Annotated in this window: 24 protein-coding genes, 1 pseudogene and 1 other annotated feature; of the genes and pseudogenes, 13 read left to right on the top strand and 12 right to left on the bottom strand. The window is 37.1% G+C overall.

Features of this window, described 5'->3' with window-relative positions:
- The first annotated feature begins 44 nt into the window (after nucleotides 1–44).
- Together LIZ98_RS06415 and LIZ98_RS06410 are read left to right on the top strand one after the other, a co-directional pair.
- Entirely contained in the window at nucleotides 45–2,192 is a 2,148-nt protein-coding gene (locus tag LIZ98_RS06415) for a DNA topoisomerase III (protein ID WP_227139256.1), read from the top strand.
- A gap of 191 nt (nucleotides 2,193–2,383) precedes the next feature.
- Nucleotides 2,384–3,877 (top strand): peptide MFS transporter, encoded by a 1,494-nt coding sequence (locus tag LIZ98_RS06410; RefSeq protein ID WP_227139255.1) that lies wholly within the window; start codon nucleotides 2,384–2,386, stop codon nucleotides 3,875–3,877.
- Between the two features lie 82 nt (nucleotides 3,878–3,959).
- Here the strand turns inward: LIZ98_RS06410 and LIZ98_RS06405 are convergent, their stop codons facing one another.
- The 7 genes from LIZ98_RS06405 to LIZ98_RS06375 all read right to left on the bottom strand — a co-directional run bounded on the left by LIZ98_RS06405 (nucleotide 3,960) and on the right by LIZ98_RS06375 (nucleotide 11,439).
- Nucleotides 3,960–5,012 carry a lactonase family protein gene (locus tag LIZ98_RS06405; RefSeq protein WP_227139254.1) on the bottom strand — a complete coding sequence of 351 codons (1,053 nt, stop codon included), beginning with the start codon at nucleotides 5,010–5,012 and terminating at the stop codon, nucleotides 3,960–3,962.
- A gap of 229 nt (nucleotides 5,013–5,241) precedes the next feature.
- Complete coding sequence (locus LIZ98_RS06400; RefSeq protein ID WP_041845985.1) at nucleotides 5,242–6,303, bottom strand: C45 family autoproteolytic acyltransferase/hydrolase; 1,062 nt, start codon at nucleotides 6,301–6,303, stop codon at nucleotides 5,242–5,244.
- Nucleotides 6,304–6,570: 267 nt separating this feature from the next.
- Nucleotides 6,571–7,536, bottom strand: coding sequence for a siderophore ABC transporter substrate-binding protein (locus LIZ98_RS06395; protein ID WP_227139253.1), 966 nt, complete (start codon nucleotides 7,534–7,536; stop codon nucleotides 6,571–6,573).
- Between the two features lie 200 nt (nucleotides 7,537–7,736).
- Nucleotides 7,737–8,495, bottom strand: coding sequence for an iron ABC transporter ATP-binding protein (locus tag LIZ98_RS06390; RefSeq protein ID WP_034768951.1), 759 nt, complete (start codon nucleotides 8,493–8,495; stop codon nucleotides 7,737–7,739).
- Nucleotides 8,489–9,439 carry an iron chelate uptake ABC transporter family permease subunit gene (locus tag LIZ98_RS06385; RefSeq protein ID WP_227139252.1) on the bottom strand — a complete coding sequence of 317 codons (951 nt, stop codon included), beginning with the start codon at nucleotides 9,437–9,439 and terminating at the stop codon, nucleotides 8,489–8,491. Before LIZ98_RS06385 ends, LIZ98_RS06390 begins: the two co-directional genes overlap by 7 nt.
- The gene (locus tag LIZ98_RS06380) at nucleotides 9,436–10,383 is read right to left on the bottom strand and encodes an ABC transporter permease (protein ID WP_034768949.1); all 948 of its coding nucleotides are present in this window, start codon (nucleotides 10,381–10,383) and stop codon (nucleotides 9,436–9,438) included. The genes LIZ98_RS06385 and LIZ98_RS06380 overlap by 4 nt, the downstream gene beginning before the upstream one ends.
- A gap of 306 nt (nucleotides 10,384–10,689) precedes the next feature.
- The gene (locus tag LIZ98_RS06375; protein WP_227139250.1) at nucleotides 10,690–11,439 is read right to left on the bottom strand and encodes an EAL domain-containing protein; all 750 of its coding nucleotides are present in this window, start codon (nucleotides 11,437–11,439) and stop codon (nucleotides 10,690–10,692) included.
- Between the two features lie 375 nt (nucleotides 11,440–11,814).
- On the opposite strand from LIZ98_RS06375, the gene LIZ98_RS06370 reads away from it, so the two are divergent.
- Nucleotides 11,815–12,849, top strand: coding sequence for an NADH:flavin oxidoreductase/NADH oxidase (locus tag LIZ98_RS06370; RefSeq protein ID WP_227139249.1), 1,035 nt, complete (start codon nucleotides 11,815–11,817; stop codon nucleotides 12,847–12,849).
- Between the two features lie 216 nt (nucleotides 12,850–13,065).
- Here the strand turns inward: LIZ98_RS06370 and argS are convergent, their stop codons facing one another.
- Nucleotides 13,066–14,772 carry an arginine--tRNA ligase gene (argS, locus tag LIZ98_RS06365; protein WP_227139248.1) on the bottom strand — a complete coding sequence of 569 codons (1,707 nt, stop codon included), beginning with the start codon at nucleotides 14,770–14,772 and terminating at the stop codon, nucleotides 13,066–13,068.
- Nucleotides 14,773–14,822: 50 nt separating this feature from the next.
- Nucleotides 14,823–15,039, bottom strand: a binding site (T-box leader).
- A 157-nt stretch (nucleotides 15,040–15,196) separates the two neighbouring features.
- Here argS and LIZ98_RS06360 point away from each other — a divergent pair.
- The 3 genes from LIZ98_RS06360 (at nucleotide 15,197) to LIZ98_RS06350 (ending at nucleotide 16,395) form a co-directional block, all read left to right on the top strand.
- Nucleotides 15,197–15,796 carry a MerR family transcriptional regulator gene (locus tag LIZ98_RS06360; protein WP_227139247.1) on the top strand — a complete coding sequence of 200 codons (600 nt, stop codon included), beginning with the start codon at nucleotides 15,197–15,199 and terminating at the stop codon, nucleotides 15,794–15,796.
- Nucleotides 15,793–15,984 (top strand): hypothetical protein, encoded by a 192-nt coding sequence (locus LIZ98_RS06355; RefSeq protein ID WP_227139246.1) that lies wholly within the window; start codon nucleotides 15,793–15,795, stop codon nucleotides 15,982–15,984. Before LIZ98_RS06360 ends, LIZ98_RS06355 begins: the two co-directional genes overlap by 4 nt.
- 303 nt (nucleotides 15,985–16,287) lie before the next feature.
- On the top strand, nucleotides 16,288–16,395 hold the full coding sequence (locus LIZ98_RS06350) for a YjcZ family sporulation protein (RefSeq protein WP_082025893.1): 108 nt from the start codon (nucleotides 16,288–16,290) through the stop codon (nucleotides 16,393–16,395).
- A 226-nt stretch (nucleotides 16,396–16,621) separates the two neighbouring features.
- Here LIZ98_RS06350 and LIZ98_RS06345 read toward each other — a convergent pair whose 3' ends face one another.
- Complete coding sequence (locus LIZ98_RS06345; RefSeq protein ID WP_041902086.1) at nucleotides 16,622–17,074, bottom strand: DUF441 domain-containing protein; 453 nt, start codon at nucleotides 17,072–17,074, stop codon at nucleotides 16,622–16,624.
- A 1,097-nt stretch (nucleotides 17,075–18,171) separates the two neighbouring features.
- Between LIZ98_RS06345 and LIZ98_RS06340 the strand changes: the two genes are divergently transcribed.
- Complete coding sequence (locus LIZ98_RS06340) at nucleotides 18,172–18,426, top strand: sigma-G-dependent sporulation-specific acid-soluble spore protein CsgA (RefSeq protein ID WP_034768940.1); 255 nt, start codon at nucleotides 18,172–18,174, stop codon at nucleotides 18,424–18,426.
- A gap of 139 nt (nucleotides 18,427–18,565) precedes the next feature.
- Complete coding sequence (locus LIZ98_RS06335; RefSeq protein WP_108897757.1) at nucleotides 18,566–18,835, top strand: hypothetical protein; 270 nt, start codon at nucleotides 18,566–18,568, stop codon at nucleotides 18,833–18,835.
- A 73-nt stretch (nucleotides 18,836–18,908) separates the two neighbouring features.
- Here the strand turns inward: LIZ98_RS06335 and LIZ98_RS06330 are convergent, their stop codons facing one another.
- From LIZ98_RS06330 to LIZ98_RS06320, 3 genes and pseudogenes are all read right to left on the bottom strand, one after another.
- Entirely contained in the window at nucleotides 18,909–19,544 is a 636-nt protein-coding gene (locus tag LIZ98_RS06330; RefSeq protein ID WP_227139245.1) for a FusB/FusC family EF-G-binding protein, read from the bottom strand.
- 179 nt (nucleotides 19,545–19,723) lie between these two features.
- Nucleotides 19,724–20,092, bottom strand: a complete 369-nt coding sequence (locus LIZ98_RS06325) for a cytochrome P450 family protein (RefSeq protein WP_041848204.1) — start codon at nucleotides 20,090–20,092, stop codon at nucleotides 19,724–19,726.
- Between the two features lie 91 nt (nucleotides 20,093–20,183).
- A pseudogene (locus tag LIZ98_RS06320) lies at nucleotides 20,184–21,243 on the bottom strand (SDR family oxidoreductase).
- A 537-nt stretch (nucleotides 21,244–21,780) separates the two neighbouring features.
- Between LIZ98_RS06320 and LIZ98_RS06315 the strand changes: the two are divergent.
- The 5 genes from LIZ98_RS06315 to LIZ98_RS06295 all read left to right on the top strand — a co-directional run.
- Nucleotides 21,781–21,990, top strand: a complete 210-nt coding sequence (locus LIZ98_RS06315; protein ID WP_034768924.1) for a hypothetical protein — start codon at nucleotides 21,781–21,783, stop codon at nucleotides 21,988–21,990.
- Nucleotides 21,991–22,065: 75 nt separating this feature from the next.
- A complete protein-coding gene (locus tag LIZ98_RS06310; protein WP_041902089.1) occupies nucleotides 22,066–22,245 on the top strand; it encodes a hypothetical protein in 180 nt (59 codons plus the stop codon).
- 42 nt (nucleotides 22,246–22,287) lie between these two features.
- Nucleotides 22,288–22,479, top strand: coding sequence for a YbxH family protein (locus LIZ98_RS06305; RefSeq protein WP_034768921.1), 192 nt, complete (start codon nucleotides 22,288–22,290; stop codon nucleotides 22,477–22,479).
- Nucleotides 22,480–22,775: 296 nt separating this feature from the next.
- Nucleotides 22,776–23,384, top strand: coding sequence for a TetR/AcrR family transcriptional regulator (locus LIZ98_RS06300; protein ID WP_227139244.1), 609 nt, complete (start codon nucleotides 22,776–22,778; stop codon nucleotides 23,382–23,384).
- 75 nt (nucleotides 23,385–23,459) lie between these two features.
- Nucleotides 23,460–23,650: hypothetical protein (locus LIZ98_RS06295; protein ID WP_309240450.1), on the top strand; the 191-nt coding region annotated here is incomplete at its 3' end.

The raw sequence follows: 23,650 nt of genomic DNA, 5'->3' as shown, positions 1-23,650 counted from the left end.
GGAACAAATCATGTTTAAAAACGAAAGGGAGGTTTCTCTCTTAAATGCAGCTGATTATTGCTGAAAAACCGGATCAAGCACGGACACTCGCCTCCGTATTTAAAAATAAAAAAGCACAAGGATACATTGAAATTTTACCGAATGAGATTTTTCCGGATGGCGCTTTCATGACATGGGCCATTGGTCACTTATGTGAACTTATCCCGCCGGAAAAATATAACCCCGAATGGAAAAAATGGACCTTGGCCACCTTACCGATGATTCCGTCTCAATTCCAATATCAAGTAAGTAAAGATAAGGCAAAACAATTTTCGGTCATAAAAAAATTTATAAACGACCCCAGGATAACCGAAATTATTCATGCAGGTGACGCCGGACGAGAAGGAGAACTGATCATCCGTAATATTCTCCGTTTGACGAAAGCCAAACAGCCAATGAAACGGCTTTGGATCTCTTCCTTGACCCCTAAGACCATTAAAGAAGGTTTTCGGAATCTTCGGGATGAAACCGAGACGAAAAATTTATATTTTGAAGCCTATACCCGTGCATGTAGTGACTGGATTGTTGGCATGAATGCATCCCGACTGTACAGTATTCTTTTAAAGGAAAAAGGGTTTTCCGACGTGTTTTCGGTCGGCCGTGTGCAGACGCCAACCCTTGCACTCATTGTGAAACGCGAGCTCGAAATCGAACAATTTGTATCGGAACCTTTTTGGGAAGTCATTGGTGAATTTTTCATAAATGGGAAAAAATATAAAGGCAAATGGGAAGTGGATGGGGATTCCCGGATTAAGAAAGCTGACATGGCCGCAAAAATTGCTCAATTTTGTAACGGCAAGCCGGCTGAAATTACTGATGTAAAGCGGGAGAAAAAAGAATACCATCCACCGATGCTTTATAATTTGTCGGCGTTACAAGCGGAGACAAATCGCTTATATAAATTCCCGCCGAAAAAAACACTCGATATCTTGCAAGGTTTATACCAAAAAGGAATCGTTTCCTATCCGCGTTCCGATTCCCGCTACGTGACACCGGGTGAGGCGGACATGTTTCCGGATATCTTACATAAGATTTCCCGGATAGAAAAGTATGCCGAATTTTTCCCTTTACCGATTTCGTCCATCCGCAACAATAAACGATATGTAAATGAGAAAAAGGTAACCGACCACTATGCAATTATCCCGACTGAACAAGTGAAGGATCCTGAAAAATTAAGTGCCGACGAGCAAAAAATTTATGATTTGATCATTAAAAGCTTATTGGCCGCGCATTATGAAAAATCTGTTTATGAATATACGACAGTTACGACCCTTGTTGGTGGACGGGCAACATTTTTATCAAAAGGAAAAGTTCAACTTGCTGAAGGTTGGCGTAAAGTTATCCCTGCGAATGAAAAAGATGGTGAACCGGAATTACCTTTACTGGAAAAAGGCGAAACCGGCATTGTCAAGAAGGTCAACGTGAAGGAAAGTAAAACCCAGCCACCAAAACGGTATACTGAAGGACAGTTAATTACATTGATGAAAACTGCCGGAAAGCATATAGAAGACAAAGAGTTGGAAAAGGTGTTGGACGAAACAGAAGGCCTTGGAACAGAAGCAACTCGAGCCGGGATTATTACAATGTTGAAATCACGTAAATACATCGAAATCAAGAAAAATTTAGTATATGCAACAGCAAAGGCAAAAATTTTGATACACGCAATCGGGAAAGAATTGCTTGCTTCACCGGAAATGACGGCAAAATGGGAACAACGGCTCAAGGAAATTGCTGAAGGAAAAGCAAATGCAAAACAATTTATCGATATGACGAATAAGATGATTACCCATTTAGTGACGGAGACAACAAAGCAAGCGGTCGAATGGTCGTTTGATCGTGAGGTGACTGAAAACTTTGTCCCCCGTCAATTTAAGAAATCCGCACCCAGAAAACTCGGCAACTGCAAATTTTGCGACGGAAATGTTATAGATAAAGGTACCTTCTACGGTTGCAGCAATTATCAAAAGACCGGTTGTTCCTTCACGATCTCAAAAAAAATTCTTGGAAAAACCATTACACAGGCACAATTGAAAAAGCTTTTGACCGATGGAGTTACAGACCAAATTCAAGGCTTCAAAAGCAAGGACAAAGAATTCAATGCGAAGTTGGCATGGGACGAGCAAGAGAAAAAGATTAAATTTGTGTTTGGATAAGTCTGATAAAATCCTATAATTTTCGATTACGTCAATGGGTATTTTATTCAGAAATCACTACTTCCTTAATAAAAAGCCATTAAAATTATAAAATTATTAAAATTGTAAAATAACAATTATACCTTGTTTAATTGACAATAGCAAGCATTTTGTACTAATATATTAAATATTAAAGGAGGGAGTAGTTTTTTATGTCATCCATAGATAGACAGAATATTTGGAAAACAATTCCTCAAAAGGGATTTTTAGGACATCCAAAAGGCCTATTTACATTGTTTTTTACAGAATTTTGGGAACGCTTTTCCTACTATGGAATGAGAGCCATTCTTGTTTTCTATATGTACTATGAAGTATCGAAAGGCGGACTGGGTCTTGATAAAAGTACGGCCTTGTCGATTATGAGTATATACGGATCTTTAGTGTATATGTCAGGTATTATTGGCGGATGGGTTGCCGACCGCTTGCTTGGAACTTCTAAATCCGTCTTTTACGGCGGTGTACTCATTATGTTCGGGCATATCGCATTAGCTATTCCGGGAAACTTTGCTTTCTTTTTAGTTTCAATGGTTCTCATTATTTTAGGTACAGGTCTTTTAAAACCAAATGTCTCTTCTGTAGTTGGAGATATTTACTCACCGGAAGATCGTCGCCGTGACTCCGGGTTTAGTATCTTTTACATGGGGATTAATTTGGGCGGTTTTCTTTCACCGTTAATTGTCGGGGAAGTCGGCATGAAACATAATTTCCATCTCGGCTTTTCGATTGCTGCAATTGGTATGTTTATCGGATTAATTCTTTTTGTCGTTACGAAGAAGAAAAATCTTGGACAAGCCGGTGCTTATGTGGCCAATCCGCTTCCGTCTGAAGATAAGAAAAAAATCTTTACTTGGATTGGTATTGGCACAATCATCCTTGCCCTTATATTTATCTTCACTATAAAAATCGGCTATATGGACTTTAAACGCTTTATTACATTAGTCGGTATCCTTGGCATTTTAATTCCTGCCGGATATTTTATTGCTATGTATCGCAGTCCGAAAACAACAGATGTTGAACGTTCACGACTTTTGGCATATATCCCGCTATTTATTGCTTCCGTTATGTTCTGGGCTATTCAGGAACAAGGTTCAACGATTTTAGCCAACTATGCCGACGAAAGAACACAATTACATTTTGCCGGATTTGACCTTTCACCGGCCTGGTTCCAATCATTAAATCCATTATTTATCATAACTTTGGCACCGGTATTTGCTTGGTTATGGATTAAACTCGGTAATCGGGAACCATCTATACCGAAAAAGTTTTCCCTTGGGATTCTTTTTGCCGGTTTATCGTTTATTATTATCTTATTACCAGCTTATCTGGGTGGAACCGACTCTTTAGTGAATCCACTCTGGCTTGTTCTAAGTTATTTTGTTTGTGTGTTAGGTGAATTGTGCTTGTCTCCGGTCGGTCTTTCTGCAACAACAAAATTAGCACCAAAAGCGTTCTCAGCACAAACAATGAGTCTTTGGTTTTTATCCAATGCGGCAGCACAAGCAATTAATGCACAAATCGTAAAATATTATAAACCGGAAACAGAAATGGTTTACTTCGGAACTATCGGGGTTATTGCGATTCTTCTTAGTATAACTCTATTCCTCCTATCACCAAAAATCGAAAAATTCATGAAAGGTGTCCATTAATTGATTCATTTTTCATGTTGAAAGAAAAACCAGGTAAAATAGCCTGGTTTTTCTTATATTATGATAATTATCCACTTAAAATTTATTTCATGAATTTAACACAGACCGGATGGCCGACTTTTACATCCTTTTGTAGTAGGGTAAGCTTACCTGAATTTTTATCTCGCTTGTAAAGAACCAAATTATTGCTTTCTTGATTAGATCCGACAAGATAATTTTCACTTGGGTCGAGAATGAAATCCCGCGGCCAATCCCCTTCTGAAGAGACAAAATCGACCAAAGAAAGCATCCCTGTATCACCATCTACTTGAAAAATAGCAATACTGTTATGTCCGCGATTGCTAACATATACAAATTTCCCATCAGAAGTTATATGAATCGCACTGCCTTGATTATTTTCCTGAAAATCTTCCGGAATGGTGGATATGTATTGAATTTCTTTAAAGCTGCCATCATCATGATGATTTTCCAACACTATAACTTCTGAACTAATTTCAGTCATTAAATAGGCATAGCGACCATTAGGATGGAAAGTTAAATGACGCGGACCGCAACCGGGATGAAGCGATAATGTTTGTTTCTTTACTAATTCATTTTGAACGATTTCATAAGTAATTAGCTGATCTATACCAAGATCAACAGCCACTACATATTTTTCATCCGGTGTAAAGTCAGCATAATGGGTATGCGGTTTTTCCTGCCGCTCCGGATTCGGCCCCTTCCCTTCATGGGCAACAGTGGATTTCAATTCATTCAAAGAACCGTCCTCATTCAATGTATATAATTCAACGGTACCGCGGTGGTAGTATGCTGCTGTAAGTAAAGAACCGTCTGAATTTGTTGCAACATAACAAGGCGAGGACCCTGCAGTAAACCCTTTATTCAATTCAACAAGTTTGTGGGTATTTTCGTCGATTCGAAATCCGACAACTCCTCCCTGTTCCCCTTCCTTAGCCACGGCATATAAATTTTTATTATCCTTACATATAGCCAAATATGTCGGATTTTCCAAATTGGCAACGAGTTGAACATTCATAATTTTTTCCTTATCTGTATCTAGAACAAAAGAATAAACTCCTTCACTTTCCCCTTTTGTATATGTTCCGACAAATCCGGTCCATTTTGTGTTTGTCATGATAAATCTCCTTTCAAATTGAAAATATATCCAAATTCTATTTTATCCTATTTTTCCACATAAACGTAAAAAAACTTCCATCAAAGGGGATTTCTTCATCCCTACTGATTGTTTTAGTTGAACTAATCGGGCACTTATCTTTCTTAAGCCCCAGAAAAAAGATTTAGTGACCGTTTGCGCGGGATAAAGTGAAATTTTCAACAATGGGCCTCTTTATCCCCACTGATGCTTAGTTGAACCAATCGGCCCCTTCATCTAAATGAACGAATGGAATTTCGGTATCTACTTCCCCATAAATGCGGTGGGTTTCGAGATTTTCCCCTTTCAGCCAACATGCAAAATCAATCTCGACCGGTTCTTGGTCACCACCTAATGCAAACCATGCCATTAATTTACCCGGGAAATAGGCAGATGTATGAATCGTTCCCGCCCAGCTGCCGTATAATTTGGAAAACACACCTCGATTTGTGTCGTTTAATAAGCGAAAGGCTGCCTTGCCATCCCTTAAACTTGGTCTTTCCTTTTCAATTATTTCTAATCTCCTTTTTGAATCAACCAAATAATGACGATTTTCCTCTGCCATGATTTCAAAATGATTGGTGCAGACATTTCCTTCCCGCACGACTACTTTTCGTGGCGATGTTTCAATTATTTTCGTAATGCCGCTTTTATCATGGACAATATAACTGAATGAATGGCGGTGCGGTATTTCTTTTAAAAGCGAGACGGCCTCGTCAACATTTGCACAAGTTTCCAGGATGAAACGTCCAATCATATTACAAACAAACCCATCACCCGGATTTTTTCGATTCATAAAATTATACCCCATCGCCAGACCCTTTTCATTGATTCCGTCCATTCTTCCGGTTATTCTTTGACTCGGACCGGCAACGGCATAACCGCCATCTGTCGGCTGAAATAGTGTATAACGCCCATCATAAGTTTTTGGATGATAATCGTAATTACGAATTAAATAATTATCACCGGTAACAATGGAACACCCGGATTTTACATATTCCACCCGATATCCGCCAAACTCCCGTAAGACTCGTTCCATCGGCCATTTAAGCGCATCCTGTAAACCGATCATTTCTTCCCAAATTTTCGGCGCAACACTTGTAATGGCTCGTTTCACTTCTTCTTCCGGTACAGTAAAACGAGGTCTTCGTACTTTCCACTGTTTTTCACGATTTTTCACGAGCAGTGAATCTCGCAACAATTCTCCTTGCAAAAATCCAAAATCATAATGTGTACCACGATATTCAATGATGTTACTGTATATTTTTTTCATCAAACTACCCCATTTATAAAAAATTCTTTGTCGCTAACTTTCTTTTATTACGTTATCAAAAGTAAAAAATTCCAGCAAGGATATGAATTCATTTGTTACGGGAAATCTTTGGACTTAAGTATTAGTATAAGCTCACAAGGAAGTTTATGCGGCTACCTTTATGGGTATTTTTAACAAACTATATTTGCCGGATATTTCTAGACACCTCAAAAAAAAACGCCTAGTTACAAATAACTAAGCGCACGAATCTTTAAAAATTTTCTTTCATTATTTTATACTATCTTCAATTTCGGAAATCATTTCAGATACGGACACTAATCCGCCACCGGACAAATACCAATAGTTTGGATCCAAGTAGACAATATGTCCATCTTTATATGCAGTCGTATTTTTCACAAGATCATTCTCTATAACTTCTTTAGCGGAAGATTCTCCGCCAACAACGGCCGTCCGGTCAATGACAAATAAGTAATCGGGATTTTTCTCCACAATATATTCAAAGGAAATACCTTGACCATGAACATCCACTTGTATATTTGGGTCTGCCGGTGTAAAACCGAGAACATCGTGAATAAGTCCGAAACGAGAACCTGGACCAAAGGCACTGACCTTTCCTTCATTAACCAGCACAATTAAAGCATTTTTATTTAATGCCGTGACTTCCTTATTTACTTTGGCAATTTGGTCATCGATTTTTGCCAATTCATCTTTCACAAAATCTTCTTTATCAAAGATTTGTGCGATGATTTGAACGTTTTCTTTAAATGAGTCTACATAATTTTTTGTATCCAGTTGAATATTAATCGTCGGTGCAATTTTTTTGAACTCCTCATATTGTTCGGCTTGCCGTCCGGAAGTAATAATTAAATCAGGTCCGATTTCTGCGATCTTTTCAAAATCAGGTTCAACAAGACTTCCGACATTTTCATATTCGGAATCTGCATATTTTTCCAAGTACGGCGGGATTTTCCCGGATTGAGGAACACCGATTACTTCAATTCCCATTTTGTCCAATGTATCAAGCATACCGAAGTCGAATACAACGATTTTTTTGGGATTTTTCTTTACTTCTGTTTCACCGAGAGCGTGTTTAATCATCACGGTCTCATTCTTTTTCCCTGCTTCCTTACCGGATGAATTGTCACTGGATTTATCGGAACTTCCTGTACCCCCACAAGCGACCAAGCCAAACGTTATGATTAATAAAAGTAGTGAAAACAAATATTTTTTCATTAGCAAACACCCCTTGTTATAAGTAAGTTTCGATTCATATTTTTGATAAAGCATTTTTCTAGACAAATTGTCTTTCATTCATGGTAGAATATAATTATCAGTTTATATTTGTTTCTTGCTGAATAAGTGTCAATATCCTTAGCGCGCTCCCAACCCATACTGACACTTATTCTTTTTTTATTTTTTTAATCACAAAAAATCTATGAAAAGTAAAAGCAGAACCGGCAATTTTGGATATTTTGGACATGCATATCCATATCATAAATATCGCGTAATACTTGACGATTAATGATTTCGTCGGTCGTTCCTTGTTTAATAATTTGACCATTTTTTAAAGCGACAATATAATCCGAATAGACGGAAGCAAAATTAATATCGTGAATAACAAGGAGGACAGTTTTACCCAACTCGTCTACTAATCTCCTTAATGTTTTCATTATTTGTACCGAATGCTTCATATCCAGATTGTTCAGCGGTTCATCGAGCAAAATATATTCGGTGTCTTGAGCAATAACCATAGCAATATACGCTCTTTGTTTTTGACCGCCACTCAGTTCATCGAGATAGTGATCCTCAATTTCCTGTAATTCCATATATTCAATCGCTTCGTCAACATATGCCCAATCTTCTTTTGACAATTTTCCTTGAGAGTAAGGAAATCGGCCAAAAGATACAAGTTCCCGTACAGTTAAACGTAAATTTACATTGTTTGATTGTTTTAATATGGAAATTTTTTTCGCCAAATCCCCGCTTTTCTTTTTTGTAATATCGGCCCCGTCAATGAGAATTTCCCCTTCATCTTTTAAAATGAGTCGGCTGACCATGGAAAGAAGTGTACTTTTCCCGGCACCGTTCGGACCGATAAATGAGGTAATCTTCCCTTTTTCGATATTGACAGACACATCTTTAATAACTTCTTTCTTACCATATCTTTTTGTTACCTGTTTAATATCTACCATGATCGATTCTCCTTTAACAAGAGGTATATGAAATAAACACCGCCAATGAAATTGATAATGACACTTAAGGTTGTCGAGAAGGTGAAAATCCTTTCAACGACTAATTGTCCGCCAACTAAAGCAACCACACTGATTAGGCTGGCACCGAGCAACAGATAGAAATGTCGATAGGTTTTTAAAAATTCATAGGCAAGATTTGAAACTAGGAGTCCCAGAAATGTAATCGGTCCGACCAGTGCTGTTGAAATCGAAATGAGTATGGCAACAATGACAAGCAATCTTTTTACAACATAATCGAAATCGACTCCTAAATTAATGGCATGATCGCGCCCGAGTGCAAGCACATCTAAGTATTTAAAGAGTCTTAAAAACAAGAGCAGTGTTAGTATGATAAGAACAGTAGCTAATAATAACACATCCGTATTTATATTGTTAAATGATGCAAACATTCGATCTTGTACGATTTGAAACTCGTTTGGATCAATTAGCACTTGCATGAATGACGAAAAGCTATCAAAGAATGTACCGATAATAAATCCGATTAATAAAAGAAAGTATATATTTTGTTCATTCCGTTTAAATAACAGCTTGTAAAGCAACCCGGAAAATAAAATCATAATGGCAACAATAACGATAAACTGAATATTTTTATCGGTTGATGTTAATGTGGTTGAACCAAAGACAAAGATAATAAACGTATTAATTAACATGTATAGAGAATCTAAACCTAAAATGCTTGGTGTGAGAATCCTGTTTTGCGTAATCGTTTGAAATACAACGGTTGCAAGTGCAATGGAAACCCCGGTTAATATGATGGCAGCGACTTTATACGTTCTTCTTTCTAATATATATTCCCAATTCCCGGTTATATCAGTAAATAAAAAGAGACATATGAATATGACAGATAGGGCAGCCAAAAGCCAAGTTTTCGTTTTGTAGTTCATTGTGCCTGTCTCCTCAATAATAAGTAAATAAAAATTGCACTGCCAATAACACCTACTGTCAAATTGATTGGAATTTCATACGGATAAATAATCACTCGACCGAGAATATCGCAAAACAGAACAAAAATGGCACCAAGAATTGCTGTTGGGGCTAAACTATTCTTCAAATGATCGCCTCGATAAATCGAAACAACATTTGGAATAATAAGGCCCAAAAATGGGATTACCCCAACGGTTAAGACAACCGATGATGTAATAAGAGCAACGATGATTAAACCGAGATTAACTACTTGACGGTAGTTTAAACCAAGACCTTTTGAAAAATCCTCCCCCATTCCGGCAATTGTAAATTTGTTGGCATAAAGATACGCAATAAACAAGAGTGGCACACTAATAAAAATTAATTCATAATTTCCTTTTAAAATGATGGAAAAATCACCAATTAACCATGATGAGATATTTTGAATTAAATCATTTTGATAGGCAAAAAATGTTGCAATTGAACTGACAATATTTCCTAGCATTAACCCGACAAGCGGGATAAATATCGCATCCTTAAATTTAATTCTTTCTAAGATTTTCATAAACAGGAAGGTCCCTGCTAAAGCGAATACAAAAGCAACAAACATTTTGCTAAGTGAACCGGCACCGGCAAAAACAATCATAGCAACGAGAATTCCCAGTCGGGCAAAATCCATCGTACCCGCTGTTGTTGGTGAGACGAATTTATTTCGACTTAAGCTTTGCATAATCAGCCCGGCAATACTCAGCGATGCCCCCGAGACAATAATACTGATTAGCCTTGGAATTCTACTGACTACTAATATTTGCCATTGTTTATCTGTTAAATGAAAGATATCCATTACTGAAATATCTGATACCCCGATAAAGAGGGATATAAGTGAAAGGATAATCAGTACTAGGAGTAGGTATCTCTTCTTCATAGGCGCTGTTCACTTTCCTGATTTTTATGTACTGTCTAACTAGTAAATGTTTATTCTATCATATTAAAAATGATAATCATTATCAATTACAATTTTAATGATAATCATTATCAATGTCAACTTATTTATTTCAGTTTTTATCTTTTTAATGTTGGAAATAAGGATTGCTGTTTCACCTGCCGCTGGGGCCAACCTGCAAAAATTGCCTTCTTCTGTCAAAACTAAGGCGGACCGCAATAATAATGCAGGAAAAGGCTATATTCCAATCTGAAAATCTTTAGACCTACCGTTCAGATTATATTTCATTCATTTCGTCCGTTCGTCATTCAATCCATTTACATAAAATTCCAATGGCTGTGGTTTTCCAAGATAGTAACCCTGACCATAAGATACACCTAGTTGTTTAGCTGCTTGCAAATCTTCTTCCTTCTCCAACCCTTCCAGTACAATTTTTGCATGATGACCTAAAAATTGATGAAAATAGTAAATAAAATCTTGTTTTTTCGGGGAGAAAGCTAAATCTTCAGAAAAGTACAAGTCCAATTTTGCGACATTCGGGTCAATTTCAATTAAATTTTTCATATTCGCCTGACCTTTCCCAATATCGTCAAGCGAAATCAAAAATCCCATTTGTTTCAATTTAACAACTGTTTCTTTAAAAAACTCGATATCCAAAATTTCCTCCGCTTCATTTATTTCAAACACGATGGAATTCGGATGAATATTTGATCCGGCAGCCAGTTCTTTTAAGCTTTCTAAAAAGTCCGGATCAACCATTGTTGACGGATAAACATTAATAAAAAGTTGGTATTCGTCTAAAGCTCCCTTAAAATTTGCGACCGTTTCAAAAATTTTATAGACCGATATTTTGTCCAGTTCATTTAGTTGATGATTTTTCTCAGCCATGCCAAATAATTTCTCAGGATTTTGGATTTGCTTTGATCGAAGCAAAAACTCAAACCCATGGATTCTTTTTTTCACAAGATTAACGATCGGTTGCACAACATGATAAAATTCCGACTTATTTAGAGCTTGGTTATCCAATAATAATTCCATATATCCATTACCTCTTTTCTAATATACATGGTTAAAAACATTCGAATCGGTTTCCCGAAATTCCTGTAGATTAGAAGTTTTTGCAATAGGCAGCTTCTTACTTAGAAGTATCGTTTTCGTTATAAGAGCAGTCTATGTATTTATTATCGGTTCAGGTTTAAAAGTATAAAGGAAAATGAATAAATTACTAAAATTTTCAATTACCGTGCTGTTTACGAAAGTCTTGAGGTGGGGATTTTGCTGCTCGTGAATGCGAGCTAAATACTCCGATTTTTGGATTTTTCTCAATACAACGCAAAAGCATATCCGCCAATATTCTTGTCATGAAATGATATAATATAATATATTCTTTAGTTTTGAAAGCGAGGGAAAGGCATGAATTTATTTGATCCATTTCAATTAAGAGGATTGAAGTTAAAAAACCGGGTGGTCATGCCCCCGATGTGTCAATATTCGGTAACCAAAAAAGATGGTATTCCAAATGACTGGCATTATGTTCATTACGTAAGTCGGGCAATTGGTGGTGCCGGACTAATCATTTTCGAAATGACGGACGTGGAACCGGATGGACGGATTACAGATTATGATTTAGGTTTGTGGTCAGATGAAGCGATACCTGCTTTTCAACGGATAATTGAAGCCTGCCATAATTATGGTGCAAAAGTCGGAATTCAAATTGGGCATGCCGGACGAAAAGCTCAAGATGCCCCGACACCTGTTGCACCATCGCCAATTCCGTTTAACCATGATTTCAAAACTCCACGTGAACTAACAACGGATGAAGTGAAAGAGATGGTGGAAAAATTCCGCATGAGCGTCCGTCGCGCTGTAAAAGCCGGTTTTGATGTGATTGAAATTCACGGGGCACACGGCTACTTAATTCACCAATTTCATTCACCTTTAACAAATAAGCGTCATGATGAATACGGAAAAGACTTAACCAAATTTGGCAGAGAAGTTGTCGAGGCGGCAAAGTGTGAAGTTCCTGCCGATATGCCGCTGATTATGCGCATTTCAGCAACTGAATATGTTGACGGTGGCTATGGCGGCAATTATGCAGTCAAGTTTTCCAAAGAATATCAAAAAGCAGGAATTGATCTCTTCCATGTTAGTACAGGTGGAGAGGGTCCGATTGGCAGTGGTGGTCAACCGGGTGTCCATGCAGGTTATCAAGTGCCTTTAGCCAGACAGATCAAACAGGCTTTACATGTTCCGGTTATTGCTGTTGGAAAATTAGACGATCCAATCTTAGCAAATTCAATAATCGGAAATGAAGATGCCGATCTTGTTGCCGTCGGTCGTGGAATGTTACGTAATCCTTACTGGACATTGGAAGCAGCCGTCCAATTGAAGAAGCAAATAGACATTCCGGTTCAGTATGAAAGAGGATTTCCGCGAATATCCAAGTAATCGCTGAACAGAAAATGGTTGACTTAAGCATGATGCTGGGACACACTATATTCCTTTCTTCCACATCCAGAAAGCGGGAGAAATAATTTAACAGAATTTCACCTTCTAATTGTAAGAAAACCGGGCAAAGTACGCCCGGTCCTTTTTTTGGGGCGATATTCATTGGAAATCCGATAATTGGTACTCCTACCCATGTCACGGCTTCTGCACTTAATTTTACATTCGCTCCGGTGTCCCAATACCCAATAAACGCAACCCTTCCCTTAATACAATAGAGGTAGCTTTAACCAGCTTCAACCTTGCAACAAGTCCGTCATTTTCTTCAAGTATTTTAACGGCACCATAATATTTGTTGAACAGTTGAGACAAATCCAGCAAATATTTTGCGATACGCGACGGATTGAATTCAAAAAATGCGGATGCAATTATCTCCTCAAATCTCGATAATAAAAAAATAATCGACCAAGCCTTGTCATCTTCAAAAACCTCGTATAAACTAGTGTGAGAATTTGGTACATGACTTTTTCGCAATAAGGAACATGCACGGGCATACGTATATTGAAGATAAGGCCCGGTTTCTCCTTCAAAGGTAAGCATCGCTTCAAGAGAAAACTCGATATCGTTTAAGCGATCATTTTTTAAATCGTGAAAAATGACAGCTCCTACACCGACCATCTGTGCAATTTCATCCTTATTCTCCAGATTAGGATTTCTACTCTCAATTGCATCCCTTGCAGCTCTGATTGCATCATGCAGTACTTCCTCTAAAAGGACAATTTTTCCCTTTCTCGTAGACATCTTTTTTCCATCTTTAAGCATCATCCCAAATGGAATATGGTATAATTCATTCGCCCACGTATATCCCATCTTTTTTAAAACAAGGAACAGTTGTTTGAAATGAAGTGCTTGTTCTCCTCCGACAACGTAGAAAGATTTTGCAAAATGATATTCCCGCTTCCGATATAGAGCTGCCGCTAAGTCTCTCGTTGCATATAATGTGGCGCCATCAGACTTTTTTATAAGACAAGGTGGCAAATTGTATTCATCCAATCTGACAACCATCGCCCCATCGGATTCTGTTAACAAATTCTTTTCTTCCAACTCCTTGATAACTGCCTCCATTTTGTCATTGTAAAAAGCTTCCCCATGATAGGAATCAAATTCAACACCCAAAAGCTGGTAAATCCGTCCAAATTCCTTTAAAGAAACAGTACGGAACCATTTCCATAAGTATAGTGCTTCTTCATCACCATCTTCTAATTTTTTAAACCAGTGACGTCCTTCTTCTTCAAGCTTAGAATCTTTTTCCGCCTCTTCATGAAAACGAACATATAAAGCAAGCAGTTCTTGAATCGGATTCGCTTTAACCCTCTCTTCATCTCCCCACATCTTATAGGCAGTAATCAGTTTCCCAAATTGAGTTCCCCAATCTCCCAAATGATTGATTTTCACCGGCGTAAATCCGCATTTTTCAACAATATTTGCCAAAGCATTACCGATGACGGTAGAGCGTAGGTGACCCATGGAAAATGGCTTTGCAATATTTGGTGAGGAAAGATCAATTGTGATATTTCCACCCTGACCGATGGATAAATCTCCATATCCTGCCTTTTTCTTCAGTATTTCTTCAATAATTTTCTTACCTACAGCTTGTCTGTTAAAAAAGAAGTTTACATAGGGACCAACAACGTCAACTTGCTTAATATACGGATGGTGTATACTTTTTCCGAGTTCAGCTGCAATTTGCGCAGGTGACTTTTTCATTTTGCTGGCCACCAAAAAACATGGAAAGGCATAATCTCCCATTTTTCCTTGGGGCGGGATTTCTATCGCTTTTTCAATGTCTGTTTTTGAAACGGAAAAAATCTCTTTACTATTTAAGGACTCGAAAATTGATAATGCAATAACCTCTTTAAAAACCATACAAATCCTCCTTCATTTAACATTAAAAAACCCCCATCTCCATATAAAAATATAGAGACGAGGGTTTTGCTCGCGGTGCCACTCTACTTGCTTATCCAAATAAGCCAGCTTGCAATAATAACGGATTTAACCGAGTTTACCTACTTTCACTTTCAATAAACTTTCTCAAGGGTGCGTTTCACGATTGCTTCCGTACCGATCTTCCACCAACATCGGCTCGCTATCAACGAAAAAATCAATCATTACTCTCCCTATCATTGAACAAGTATCGAATTGTTTTGACAAATTATAACGAACATTTATAAAAAAGTCAATTTATATAAAGCTGGTTAAAAAAATAATTAAATTTCCCTTGAACCTACAGTTACGTTAGGCTTTATAGTAAGAATAGAGCTTTAAAAAATTTCTGAATGGAGGATTAGAAATGGAAAAGAAAAAATTTTATTCAATTGGGGAAATTGCAGATAAAACAGGTGTATCAATCCGAACGTTGCACTATTATGACGATATCGGGTTATTAACACCTGCTAAAGATGAATCGTCCGGGCATCGAAAATATAGTGAAGACGATATTATTAAGCTGCAAAAAATTATTAGTTACAAATTTATCGGGTTCAGCCTTGAACAAATTAAAGAAATCTTATCTGAGCAAAAATTTAATATGAATTTAGTCGATTCATTGACGATGCAGAAAAAATTATTTGAAAAAGAAAAAAAGAGAATTGAAACGTCCATCAGTGCCATTGATCGGGCCACTAAAATTATTCATAAACACGGAGAAATTGACAGTGTCGTATTAATGAGTTTAATTCGCAGTATGCAAACGGAAGACAAACAGCGGGAATGGTTAGAAAGTTATTTTGATAAAGATCTTGTTGATATGATTTATGTCCAAACAGAAGGCGAAATGCAGAAATTAGACAATGTATTCATTGATTTTACTAAACGAGTAAAAGAATTGGTTGGCAGCCCTGTCGACAGTCCTGAAGTTATCAATTTAATCGAGGAATATATGAATATATGAAGTCAACACTCTCCTTGTTCGATGATAATTTTATGGAAACGCTCGCCACCCAAACCGGCAATCTGGATGAAATCAATTATGATGAACTGGAAAAATTGGCGCCTACTCCATTTTCAAAAGAAGAAGAGGAGTGGTTAAATAAGGCAATGGAACATTATATAAAACAAAGTAAATTTGGGGAAAATTAATTTTTTTATCTTATCTATGTGAACTACCCGCTACTTATTTGCCCATTTTGAAGTGGGAGCTTCCAAAGAAATGTAATTATTCAAGGTCCTTATTTCATTAAGTCGTGTCCATTCCATCGCTAGAGCATAATTCAATTATGTCATAAGCCTTCTTTTTTCATAAACTATTTGTCAAGAACCCTTCTGAAAAAAAGTTAGTCATTTATTTGCCTGCCAGTTTTCTTTTCAATGGGGCTTGTGTCCAGACCATTTTTCCAAATAAAACATATGCTGTTTGTGAAACGAAGCAGGAGGTGAAGATTAATGGGTGAAGCATTTAGCGGTGGATATGGTTCAGGATTTGCGTTAATTGTCGTATTGTTTATTTTGTTAATTATTGTCGGGGCAGCATTTGTTGGTTACGGCTATTAAAAAATGATTCTCTTACATCTCAATAGGGGTTATCCATCTGGGGATGGGGACAACAAGGAAATAACTAAATAAATCGCCAGCATAACTTAGCCGGGAAAGTTGAGCTTGAAACTTTGTCGCTTTCCCGGCACATATAAGCAGTTTTTTATATTGCTTTGGTCGTTTATTAGCCCCCATCATTAAACGACCATAATGAAACCGGAATCATCTATATTTTACACACCGATTAATTTACTCCAAATAATTTCATTGCATACCAAGCAATCCCTGCACCAATAAGCGGGCCAACTGCAACTCCTTTAAATAAGGTAACGGCTAAGATGGTTCCAATGACTAATGCCGTCGTGATATGCGGGTCTTTCGCCAATAGGACAACCCCATTTTTAGCAAGCAACGCAACGAGAATACCGGAAGCAAGGGCTATCCAAGCATATGGTGATTTTAACGAAGCAAATAATTCTTTAAACCCAATTTGACCGGTTGCAATTGGGGTTAATACCGCAATGGTGATAATGGTAACTCCCCAATTTATTCCTTTCGTCTGAATGGTGGAGAATAATTTTTCATGATTAAAAATAAGCTTCATCGCTAACAAAAAAACAACGGATACAATGAGTGATTGATTTTTCACAATTAATCCGGCAACCAGTAATAATATTAAAAATAAGTAAGCTTGCATTCTACAACACCCTCTTTCTTAATTTTCGATTTGGTCGCTGTAATTAATAATCCCAGCAAAAACGAATTAAGTCAGCCACCTAACTAAAAAGTATCCACTATATTCCCCAAACGTGAATGATCTATTATTACATGGTGATCTTATGCCATTACCATTTGTCCCGTAAAAAGTTATACTCATATAATAACATTTTTTATCACAGAGGTAATCGGCACCTATCCAAATCATAACAAAGCTGAAAAAATGATGGAAATGTAAAAATCTTTAACTTAGGTAGTTCCGTTACAAGCGTGGAAAATGCTACTTTTGTTTAATTTTAAGGAGAAATGCGTGACATAAATCCCTTTCTGAAAAATTTTTATTAGGCTAAGCGGTGGATAACCAAAATTTGTATAGAATTAGGGAAATTGTCCGGTTCAAAAATTCCATTATATACATGTAATACTAATATATGAAATGGAGGTGATTTCTCTTGTCTAGACCTGTGAGACCTATTTTTTGTCCACCAAAATATGTTGTCCGTGACCGCTTTGTTCCGCGTGAAGTTCCTTATATCCACCCTGTTATAAACATCAATAGAACCAATATTGTCAACGTACCTAGACATATTGTTCAACCAATTACAAGAAACGTCGTAGTTGACCCAGGATATCCTCGACGCTGTTGTTAAGATTTTGTTGCTTTATATAAGGCTATAAATTCGGGGCAAGACTTTATTAGCCCCGTTTCCTTGTCTAACATTTTTATACGCTTGAGATTTTCTATCCCCTAATTTTTGTGATTATGGATTTTATTTGCATATCTTGGGAAAATAACAACAGCAGCAACTATCGATATTTTTACGGAGGCGAACAAGTTGAAAGATTATGATTTAACGGGGAAAAAAGAACAAAAAAAAAGAAAATCATCAAGAACCTTCCATAAAAGAGGAAAAGCTTAATACAGCACTTCTCTATACTCCGGAGATTATTACATGGATGGACCAAACTAATTCTACGGATGAATAATTAGGTCACATGACTAAAGACATTTTTACGAATAATATTTCACCATCTGTTGAGACTATCGAAAAACAGCATTTTTAAGGAGTGTCTCGAGTGGAACAATCATTATTATATGTTCGAGAAGTTTTAGCACCTCACACAGAAAACAGCAATGTAGGTAAGAGCCTTTTTAAGAAAATTACAAAAGGAAATTATGCCAGTGAAGAGCAGTTTATCAGGGACCTGTCTGAAGATGAAAGCAAGTTTCTTAATCAAGTTTTAAAAGAAGCCATTGATTATTCGAGTCAGGAACAGGATAGCGAGCGGGCCCGCCAATTAAATGATGTCTATGAGCTTTTATTTATTTAGTTTTTTTCTTGACATGGTTTTGAGTGAAATTAGAAACAAACCCATGACTTGTTGAGTATTTGACTCAGGAAGCTGTATTTAAACAGGTATACTGTCGTTTTAATAGGTAAAACTACGATATGGAAAGGAGATGATTGACGTGAAGGAGATATTAGAACAAGTTATGCAACAATTGGAAAATGCATACAACAATCCTGAAGCTGTGGACTTGGACCAAGCGATTAGCCAACTGCAATCAGCAAAAGAACAATACGGCGATAAAGGGACGATGCTTGAAGATGCGATTACAGCCCTGACCCAAGCTAAACATTCCATGGCACAAATGGAAACAGCCGAGGATGTTGGTCCTTCAGAAGCTTTTGGACAAGCCCATAATGCATTGGAGCAAGCGATGAAATCATTTCAATAAAAATACGAAAATGCCTCGTTAATTCCTTGAAAATCCGAAAAACGGGGCATCCTCGGTTTTTAAAAGTTAGTACCTACTTTTGAATGTTGTCAACAAAATCATATAATTTTTCTAAAGATATTAAATTGTTGTTGCATTCTTGACTATCGGTACAAATAAAATTTCCTCTGTTAATAAAAGTTCCATACGCTTTTCCCTTCTCTCTGACACTAAACATACCGACCTCACTATGTCGGTGGCAAATGGCACAAACACCTTTTTGATTCATTGGTTGAAAAGAACCTTCAATTCCAAGCAATTTCCCTGCTCGCCTATATACCAAATATTTTTTATTGGTTTGTTGATCCAGCCAACTTAAGTAGACAACTTCATGCAAATCCAGCTTTTCGAGTGGCGGGACTTTTAATTTTTTTACTTTCGGAAACAATTTCTTGATTCCTGGTTCCGTTACTTGAAATGGAATCACAAACGGTTTTAACTGCAGTAAAAATTTTTCTCCTGCCTCTTTATCATCCACCATTGTGATCGATTGTAGCATCTGTCTTTGCTCATCGTTTAAATTAGGTATTAAAGCGAAGACATTTTCTGTCACCATCGATTTGACAGCTGCAATCACATCTTGATCACTTGATGTTGAATGAGCATTTACAAGTTTTTTTACTTGAAACCGAATATAATTAAATTGATCTGTTTGAATGAAAGGGTTCATATCTATATCACTCCATTAATTTCATTTAAAAATTGCTTTATAAGGACGTTCGTTTTGAAACAAAATCTCTCTTTTAACAATTTCCCAAGGGACATTGAATTCTAATCTTTCGGACTAACGAACGTTAGTAAATATATGTTTATTATATTACAATTTCAATAAAATGCAATAATAAATTTTCAGTTTTTCTTTTTGGTCCGGGTGCTCATATAAGGCAAGTGCCGAAAACGTGATATAAGTCGTGACATAAACAGATGCTTTCGAATAAGATGCTGCTTACCGTCTAACGTTTGCACTCCGCGTTTCCCAAGTAATGTTTCTTGAATCCGATTGGGGATTGCCCATTTTCGTTGGAACTTGTCCACATCATAAAACAGTTCAGCTGCCTCTTTCCCCCTCATACATATGACTTTTTGCCCCATTAAGCGGGTCTCAAAAATATCGGATTGGAATTTTTCCACCCGATTGTTAATAAACAGATAGCCTTCTTTCAACAGAGCGAGACTGTTATCCATTCCCTCATCACGAGGAATTTGGTTTGTTGACATAGGGACCTACACCTTTCTTTCATCCACTTTTATTTTTTCGTTTAGCATTTCATTGATTTTGGTTTCGAGATCATTCTTTTGCCAATCTATTTTATTTTTTTCGTTTGGCGGCAACCCATGCGAGTGCACTAAGCCCAACGACGAGAAATCCGGTAATGACCGGGTACTTCGTTGCCTTTACATAGAAACTTGAATTGCGTTTCCACCCGATATTTGTTCCTCGCTCATGCATTCCATATCCTGCCTTGAATAAGTTGCTTTCTTCAGGTCGGTTGGATGGACGATTGGCGTATTGAGTCTGAGGAAAGTAGCGTTCCATCAGTTTGTCGGTAAGGCGGGGAAGGTTCGTTCCTATTAGTTTCAGTGCCCTCGCTTGCGATCCGATGTAGATATTGCGTTTCGGATGTTCAGCGGCAAATAAAATTGCTTCTGCAACAGCTTCAGGCGGGTAAACCATCCCTTTATGTACCGGTTGTTTATCAAAGTAACTTCTGGCATGTTCATTGTAAGGGGTGTCGATTCTCCCAGGATGGATCAGCGTAACAGAGACGGGCACCTTTTCTTTTTCTAATTCCATTCTGAGGCTTTCTGTCCAGCCGTGAACAGCAAATTTGGACGGGGCATAAGTCGATTGAATCAAAGTTCCCCGATCGCCAAACAAACTCCCTACATTAATGAGCGCACCCGGAACACCTCTTTCTTGAAAATGGTTTACAGCCACCCTTGACCCGTACACCACACCCCAATAATTCGTATCAAACAATCGTTTCATATCGTCAATTGACTTCCATTGCATACCCAAAGATAGTTACCCCGGCATTATTCACCCATGTATCAAACCTGCCAAACTGCTTAATGGCTGTTTCGGCAATTTTTTTCACATCTTCTTCTCTACCAACATCCGCTTTTACATAAACTGCCGAATGACCCTTTCTTTCTAATTCGTTGACCAAGTCCTTCAAGGCGTCTTCATTTCTGGCGGCTAAGACGACTTTCGCACCTTTTTTCGCGGCGATTCTTGCAGTAGCTAGCCCGATTCCACTTGAGGCACCAGTAATGACAATTACTTGGTCTTTCACAGGTTTTAATGAAATCGGTCTTGTTTCACTAATTTCATCAAATCTGACCTGACCAAGAATTTCTTTATCCATTCCATTTAAGGCTAGTACTTTTTCTTCATATTCATTTTGTCCTTTGCGTTGTATTTCACTCATAATTAGGCTCCTCTATTTTAAATTCTTTCTAAAAGTTAAAAGTTAGTATTAAATCCTTATTAGAAATTGTAAATATTTCATAAAGGAGCACCGGAAATTAACTCAACAGTTATCATGACATTGATTTTCCTTTGTTTTCGTTATTATAAATTTTCCACAATAAAAATAAGCCAAAATGTCCCATAGGATTTTGATTGCCTTTTTCCGGTATAAAAAACTTTACTTTCCCGGTATTTTCCAGAATAGTCATGGCCTTTTTAGCTGCTATTCATATAGAAAATAGATTTGCCGGAGTATAAATTAGGTAATGATTCAAACACTATATAAACAGATTGGATTTTTTGCTTACTTGAGTTTCGCATGGCAAAGTTTCGTCGACAAAAATGAACCTTAGCCTAAAATTGTTGGCGAGATTGGTTTTCTAAGGTCGAAACTCAAGTTACTCAATTTAATTCACTAAAGGAGCGACATAAAATGGCTGAAGAAACCATTTTTATTCAAAACGCTACATCTGACACCCCTATTCAACAAATTCAACAACTGTTAAAAGGAAAAGATGGAATTGAAAGAGTTCTGATCGATACGGACGATGGTGAAATGAAGATTGAATTTGATGAAAAGAAAATTTCCCTGAAGAGCATTTATTCTTTATTAAAAGAGAATAACTTTTATATCCAGCGGTAAGAAAGTTTAGCTATTTCTTAAAACTTGCTTTGGTTAAAACTTTTAAGCAAAAGAAAAAGTGTTGGGGGTGAATATATGAGAAATAACAATCACAACAAGGATAATCAGTATGAAAATTGTGATACCGATATGGATCGAGGAGCATATAACGATATGTTAAATAGCTATAATGCATTTAGTGACAAAGGTTTAGAAAATGCAGCATTAAGTGAGGAAATCCTCAATAGAGAAGCCAATCACGAGGGAAGTGATTAGCTGCAAATATAGTAAATGTTCTTGCTAGGAGCTGGTATATTAATGGGTGCAATTGAAAGAGGCGGATATCGTTTTGAACCGGAATATAGCGTGATTGAACAAAACGGAGCAATACATGTTTACCATGAAGGAAAATTTGTTGAAGAATTAAAATTTGCCTTTTCAGGAGATTCTCCTGATCTTGGAAAGATAGAGGAGCTAGTTGAAACATATTGTGAAAAAAAAGGTATATAAAATAGTACCCCATACCAAAGCAAAAAAGCAGCTTCATCTTTTTGAGGCTGCTTTTTTGGGCCAATAGTATGACCGTTTTTTAGTTTTCTCCTCGTTCCGGGCTTTTTTTACGACGGATTTTTGGCTTTCCCTCATTCATATAAATCCTGCCTCTCCTTCAGTACAAAAGCAAATTTAAGTTAATTGGCAAAACACTTTATAACTAACGATCGTTAGCTTATAATGGAATTAGTGCATTACGCTCATTAAAATACATCTGAATAAACATTACTTCTATATGAAATGGAGGTGAAATTATGACAATAAGTACAAAGGAAAAAATATTTTACATATCCTTGGACTTATTTTCTCAAAAAGGTTTCAGCGGGGTTTCCATTCGTGAAATTACGAGAGAAGTAGGGATTAAAGAAAGCTCTTTATATAACCACTTTAGCAGTAAAGATGAAATTTTAGAATCTATTTTAAACTTTTTTAGAGAAGATTTTTCTAAAACATTACCGCCTCTTGAAACGCTGAATGAAATCTTGCAAAAACATTCGGTCGAATCTTTTTTAAGAGCCGGTCTCCATAATTTCAAAAAATATATGGAAGACGAAACCGGGCAAAAAATGTGGCGGCTTCTCCAAGTGGAACAATTTCGTTCACCATTGGCAAGAGAAATTATTTTACATGATTTATATGGAAAGACAATTGAATTCCTCGAGATTGTGTTTACAAAATTCATCGAGTTTAAAAAAATCCGGCCGTATAATCCGAAAGTACTTGCCATCGAATATCAAAACCCGGTTTTTTCTTTACTTACGGAATACAATATTTTAAAATTTGACGGAAAAGGCACCGCTGAAGTTGAGAAAAAACTGGAACAGCATATTGATTTCTTTTTAAATACCATTTTGGAAAAATAAAGTAAAATTTCATCAGTGTTTATAACTGCCCGATTGGTTCTACTAACCATCAGTGGGGATGAAGAATCCCCACTGATGGAAGTTTCACTTTATCCCGCACAAACGGTCACTAAATCTTCCCCTATGGCTTTGGAAAAATCAAAGATGGAAAGGAGGAAGATAAGTTCCCGTAAGTGCCCGATTGGTTCTACTAACCATCAGTGGGATAAAAAATCCCCACTGATGGAAGTTTCACTTTATCCCGCACAAACGGTCACTAAATCTTC

This window comes from Caldibacillus sp. 210928-DFI.2.18 (assembly GCF_020554505.1).
Taxonomy (GTDB): domain Bacteria; phylum Bacillota; class Bacilli; order Bacillales; family Caldibacillaceae; genus Caldifermentibacillus; species Caldifermentibacillus hisashii.
Note: the sequence above shows the minus strand (reverse complement) of the source record. Positions and strands in the feature narration are given on the sequence as shown.